This window comes from Brevundimonas sp. UBA7534 (assembly GCF_002479325.1).
Classification (GTDB): Bacteria; Pseudomonadota; Alphaproteobacteria; order Caulobacterales; family Caulobacteraceae; genus Brevundimonas.
Genome location: NZ_DLMO01000077.1, coordinates 1 through 4,845, shown reverse-complemented (window position 1 = coordinate 4,845; position 4,845 = coordinate 1). Strand labels below are relative to the sequence as shown.

Annotated in this window: 7 protein-coding genes; 5 read left to right on the top strand and 2 right to left on the bottom strand. The window is 64.0% G+C overall.

Annotation, left to right across the window (positions count from 1 at the left end):
- A partial coding sequence (locus B2U11_RS05905) for an IMP dehydrogenase (RefSeq protein ID WP_292070559.1) occupies window positions 1-809 on the bottom strand: 809 nt, incomplete at its 3' end.
- A 190-nt stretch (window positions 810-999) separates the two neighbouring features.
- On the opposite strand from B2U11_RS05905, the gene B2U11_RS05900 reads away from it, so the two are divergent.
- Together B2U11_RS05900 and B2U11_RS05895 are read left to right on the top strand one after the other, a co-directional pair.
- Window positions 1,000-1,578 carry a DUF2061 domain-containing protein gene (locus tag B2U11_RS05900; protein ID WP_292070558.1) on the top strand — a complete coding sequence of 193 codons (579 nt, stop codon included), beginning with the start codon at window positions 1,000-1,002 and terminating at the stop codon, window positions 1,576-1,578.
- Between the two features lie 47 nt (window positions 1,579-1,625).
- Entirely contained in the window at window positions 1,626-2,237 is a 612-nt protein-coding gene (locus tag B2U11_RS05895; protein ID WP_292070557.1) for a hypothetical protein, read from the top strand.
- A 3-nt stretch (window positions 2,238-2,240) separates the two neighbouring features.
- Here B2U11_RS05895 and B2U11_RS05890 read toward each other — a convergent pair whose 3' ends face one another.
- Window positions 2,241-2,966, bottom strand: coding sequence for an RlmE family RNA methyltransferase (locus B2U11_RS05890; protein WP_292070556.1), 726 nt, complete (start codon window positions 2,964-2,966; stop codon window positions 2,241-2,243).
- Window positions 2,967-3,037: 71 nt separating this feature from the next.
- On the opposite strand from B2U11_RS05890, the gene B2U11_RS05885 reads away from it, so the two are divergent.
- From B2U11_RS05885 to B2U11_RS05875, 3 genes are all read left to right on the top strand, one after another.
- Window positions 3,038-3,499, top strand: a complete 462-nt coding sequence (locus B2U11_RS05885) for a peptidylprolyl isomerase (RefSeq protein WP_201216905.1) — start codon at window positions 3,038-3,040, stop codon at window positions 3,497-3,499.
- A 259-nt stretch (window positions 3,500-3,758) separates the two neighbouring features.
- A complete protein-coding gene (locus tag B2U11_RS05880; RefSeq protein WP_201216903.1) occupies window positions 3,759-4,463 on the top strand; it encodes a CoA transferase subunit A in 705 nt (234 codons plus the stop codon).
- On the top strand, window positions 4,463-4,845 hold a 383-nt coding region (locus B2U11_RS05875; RefSeq protein WP_292070555.1), incomplete at its 3' end, for a CoA-transferase. The genes B2U11_RS05880 and B2U11_RS05875, both read left to right, overlap by 1 nt.

The following is a 4,845-nucleotide window of genomic DNA, read 5'->3' as shown; positions in this document are numbered from 1 at the left end:
TGCTCATGGATCACGGTCGGGCGGCGCGTCGTCACGGCCGCCAGCAGGGCCGGCGCCGACGGATAGCCGCCGAAGCCCACCACCACGTCCGCGCCCGTGCGCTGGAACGCCGCCTTGGCTTGCCCCACGGCGTCGCCGACGGTCGAGGCGGCGCCGACGCGCAGGCGACCCTGCTCGTCCTTGCAGGCATTGGGGAAGGCCTGCGCCTTCTGGATATCCTTCATGGTGATCAGGCCGACGGCCCGATAATCCTCGTCCACCACGATGACGCGTTCGATCTTGCGGGTCTTCAGCAACTCGCGCGCTTCGTCGCGGCTGGCGCCTTCGCGGACCGTGATCAGGTCGCCCGTGGTCATCAGAGAGGCGGCGGTGACGTTCAGGTCGCTCTCGAAGCGCATGTCGCGATGGGTCAGCATCCCTACCAGCTTGCCCGACTTGGGATCGACCACCGGGAAGCCGGTGATCTTCTTGCGCGCCACGATCTCGCGCACTTCGCCCAGGGTCGTCTGCGGGCCGACCGTCACCGGATTGACGACCATGCCGCTCTCATAGCGTTTGACGGCGCGGACCTCGTCGGCCTGCTCCTCGATGGTCATGTTCCGGTGCAGAACGCCCAGTCCGCCGGACTGGGCCATGGCGATGGCCAGGCGGCTTTCCGTCACCGTGTCCATGGCGGACGACAGCAACGGGATGTTCAGTTTGATGTCGCGCGTCAGCTGGGTCGAGACATCGACCATCGCCGGCATGAACTCGGATGCGCCGGGTTCCAGCAAAACATCGTCGAAGGTCAGTCCTTCGCGTATCTCCATGGGGAGTCTCCGTTTTGCGGGCCGCGTATAACGGGATGCGGGGCGCCACGGCAAGGGGCGCGATGCTGCATCGCGGCATTCGGCCGATCACGCTTGGCGACAGGATGCGACCGGAACCGTCGCCCGCGCCTATGATCCAGATAGAATTTTTTGCTTTGCAACTACGGGCGGGCGACATCATTTTCCCATCATGGTCGGCCTGATCCTGAACACCGCGCGCAAACTGGCGTTGAAGATCGCCAGCTACGGCGTCATGCACCTGGTCGTGGCCATATTGGTGGCCTTCGCCATCACCCGCGATTGGCGCCTCGCCCTGGCGGTCGGCGTCGTGGAGCCCTTCTTCCAGACCATCGCCTATTCGATCCATGACCGTGTCTGGCACCGGGTCGAGCGCCGCCGCATGGCCTCAGGCATGGAAGAGGCCGCCGAGGCCTTCTCCGCCCGTCTGGACATCATGTCGCCCGAGGAACAGGCCCGCGTTCACGACAACCATGGCTACGGGCGCGAAGACGGGCGCCACCATCACGGCCATTCCCACGCCCTGCCCCGCTCGCTGAAACAGATCGCGCTGAAGACCGTCACCTACGGGCTGATGCACTTCACCGTGGCGGTGACCGTGGCCTTCGTCCTGACCGGCAGTCTGCGCACCGCCCTGGCCATCGGCGTGATCGAGCCCCTGGTGCAGACGGTGTTCTTCACCCTCCACGACCGCATCTGGTCGCGTATCGAGGCCCGGAGGTCAGTGAGGCCGACGTTAACCCAAGCGTAAGCAGCACAAGCTCAACCTCAGAGTGCACCAAGCAAGCTGAGGTTGAGATGTACGTTTTCGACCACCTATCGACTGAGAAACGCGCAGCGAAAGCGACTGGCGGGGTCGAACGTCGCATGACCGAAGCGGCGGTCATGATGGCAGTCGCTCATCATTTCATTGGTCTCCAACATCGTCTTGGCCAGGCTGGCGATGTTCGAATTCACCCTGATGGGGAGCACGCAAAGCAGTTCGATATTTCTGGCCACCTAAGCGTTATGGGATTCGAGAAAACCGCACCGACGGGCAAGACAAAATACGGCGGAATATATAACAGGAAAAGCGATACTATCACCGTATTCCCAAAGTCAGGACTTGGCGATGTATGCGCCACCGTGGGCGATAGAGAATTTATTGCGGAGTGTAAGGGGGGAACAATAAACAGCCGTCATGGCGGTGTACTGTCAAAAACTCGGAGCGGGCTATCAGAACTTATTGGTCAACTCATGGTTCTTGAAAATAACGGATCAAGACAAATCGCCGCCAGGCCATACACGGCAGAAGCCGAACGTCTAGCACGTAGGTTGTGCAACCGGTGCAACGCAGCAGGAATCGAGATAGCCCTTGTACAAGAAAACGGGGAACTGACCTTTATCTCCTCGGAAATATCAGACGCTTAAGCGCTATTTCTTGTTCAGCGCCACCAGGAAGACTTCGGCGCTGTCCTTTCGGCTGGAGGCCGGCTTGACGTACTTCACCGTCTCGAACTCCTCGCGCAGTCGCGTCAGCACCCCCCCGGCGTCCCCGCCCTGGAAGTTCTTGGACACGAAGGCGCCGCCCGGCCGCAGGGTGCGGATGGCGAAGTCCGCGGCGATCTCGATCAGGGCGATGATCTTCAGGTGGTCCGTCTGCCGGTGCCCCACCGTATTGTGCGCCATGTCCGACAGCACCAGGTCCGGCGGCCCGCCGATCGCCTCGATCAACTGTTGATCCACGCCCGGATGGGTGAAGTCGGCCTGCAGCAGGGTGGCGCCGGGGATCGGCTCGATCATCAGCAGGTCCACCCCCGCCACGGCCGCCGCGCCCCGGTCCAGCGCCACCTGGACCCAGCCGCCCGGCGCCGCGCCCAGGTCGATGACCCGCGACCCACGCCGGATCAGCCGGAACTTGTCGTCGATCTCGATCAGCTTGAAGGCCGCGCGGCTGCGCCAGCCCTCGGCGCGCGCCTTCTCGGACCACTTGTCCGACAGCTGGCGCTTGATCCATTGCTGGCTGGACATCGACTTGGTGTCCGCCGTCTTCATCTTCTGGCCCATGCCGCGCCCGGCGGCCGTGCCGCCCGTGGGCGGGCGCACCATCCGTCTGCGTTCCCCCGCCTTGGGGTCCTGGGGCTTTTCGTCGTCGCTCATCGTTCCCACATAGCCCCGACCGGCGTTGCGGGCTATGACCGCGCCACAACAACACCAAGAGGACGACCGAAATGGCCGACACCCTGACCTTCACCCTGGACACCGGCGACGGCGAAGCCCGCGACGTGGTCATCAAGCTGCGCCCCGACCTGGCCCCCGGCCACGTCGAACGCATCACCGAACTGGCCTCGGAAGGCTTTTACGACGGCGTCGTCTTCCACCGCGTCATTCCCGGCTTCATGGCCCAGGGCGGCGATCCGACCGGCACCGGCACCTCGGGTTCCAAGAAGCCGAACCTGAAGGCCGAATTCTCGGCCGAGCCGCACGTGCGCGGCGTCTGCTCCATGGCCCGCACCTCGGACCCGAACAGCGCCAACTCGCAGTTCTTCATCTGCTTCGACGACGCCACCTTCCTGGACCGCCAGTACACGGTCTGGGGCCAGGTCGAATCCGGCATGGAACACGTCGACGCCCTGCCCAAGGGCGAACCGCCCCGCAATCCGGGCAAGATCGTCAAGGCGACGGTCAACTGATCCTCGAAAGGCCCGGATGATCGTCCGGGCCTTTTTCGTTCGGCCTCCGGGCGCCTTGCCAAGCCTCGTCCGCGCCCCATCTCCCGGTTCGGGGCGCGCTCACAGGATCGGATTTCAGACTATTCAGACTATTCAGACGGTGTTTTTCGCGCCGACCGTCTGAAATGTCGCGTGATCGCCGACTTGCTCCGCCTCCGAAGCCGGGGTAGGCGTGGCCCAACACGCCGATATTCATCAGGCGATGAAAAGAGGGAGAGCGATGCGCAAGATTTACGCTGACGTCACGTCCGCGCTTGAAGGCCTGACCTTCGACGGCATGACCGTCATGTCGGGCGGCTTCGGCCTGTGCGGCATCCCCGAGAACCTGATCGCGGGCCTCAAGGCCTCGGGCGTCAAGGGCCTGACCGTCATCTCCAACAACGCCGGCGTCGACGGCTTCGGCCTGGGTCAGCTGCTGGAGAGCCGCCAGATCGCCAAGATGATCTCGTCCTACGTCGGCGAGAACAAGGAGTTCGAGCGACAGTATCTGGCCGGCGAGCTGGAGCTGGAATTCAACCCCCAGGGCACCCTGGCCGAGCGCATCCGGGCGGGCGGCGCGGGCATCCCCGCCTTCTTCACCGCCACCGGCGTCGGCACCCTGGTCGCCGAGGGCAAGGAAGTGCGCACCTTCGACGGCCGCGACTACGTCATGGAAACCGGCCTGGTCGCCGACCTGTCGATCGTCAAGGCCTGGAAGGCCGACGAGCGCGGCAACCTGGTCTTCCGCAAGACCGCCCGCAACTTCAACCCGATGATGGCCACGGCCGGCAAGGTCACGGTGGTGGAGGTCGAGGAGATCGTGCCCACCGGCTCGCTCGACCCCGACCACATCCATACTCCGGGCATCTACGTCGACCGCCTGATCCAGACCGTCTCCGAAAAGCGCATCGAACAGCGCACCGTCCGTCAGAGGAGCGCCGCATAATGCCCCGAACCCGTGAACAGCTCGCCGAACGCGCCGCCAAGGAGCTTCAGGACGGCTTCTATGTGAACCTGGGCATCGGCATTCCGACCCTGGTGGCCAACTACATCCCCCAGGGCATGGAGGTCACGCTGCAGTCCGAGAACGGCATGCTCGGCATGGGCCCCTTCCCCTACGAGGGCGAGGAAGACCCCGACCTGATCAACGCTGGCAAGCAGACGATCACCGAGATCCCGGAAAGCAGCTATTTCAGCAGCGCCGACAGCTTCGCCATGATCCGCGGGGGCCATATCAACCTGTCGATCCTGGGCGCGATGGAGGTGGCCCAGAACGGCGACATCGCCAACTGGATGATTCCCGGCAAGCTGGTGAAGGGCATGGGCGG

What these genes read in the sequence shown, in the direction of transcription:
- B2U11_RS05900 (WP_292070558.1), top strand. Translation starts at nt 1,000, where the DNA reads ATGGTCGGCCTGATCCTGAACACCGCGCGCAAACTGGCGTTGAAGATC.
- B2U11_RS05890 (WP_292070556.1), bottom strand. Translation starts at nt 2,966, where the DNA reads ATGAGCGACGACGAAAAGCCCCAGGACCCCAAGGCGGGGGAACGCAGA.
- B2U11_RS05895 (WP_292070557.1), top strand. Translation starts at nt 1,626, where the DNA reads ATGTACGTTTTCGACCACCTATCGACTGAGAAACGCGCAGCGAAAGCG.
- B2U11_RS05885 (WP_201216905.1), top strand. Translation starts at nt 3,038, where the DNA reads ATGGCCGACACCCTGACCTTCACCCTGGACACCGGCGACGGCGAAGCC.
- B2U11_RS05880 (WP_201216903.1), top strand. Translation starts at nt 3,759, where the DNA reads ATGCGCAAGATTTACGCTGACGTCACGTCCGCGCTTGAAGGCCTGACC.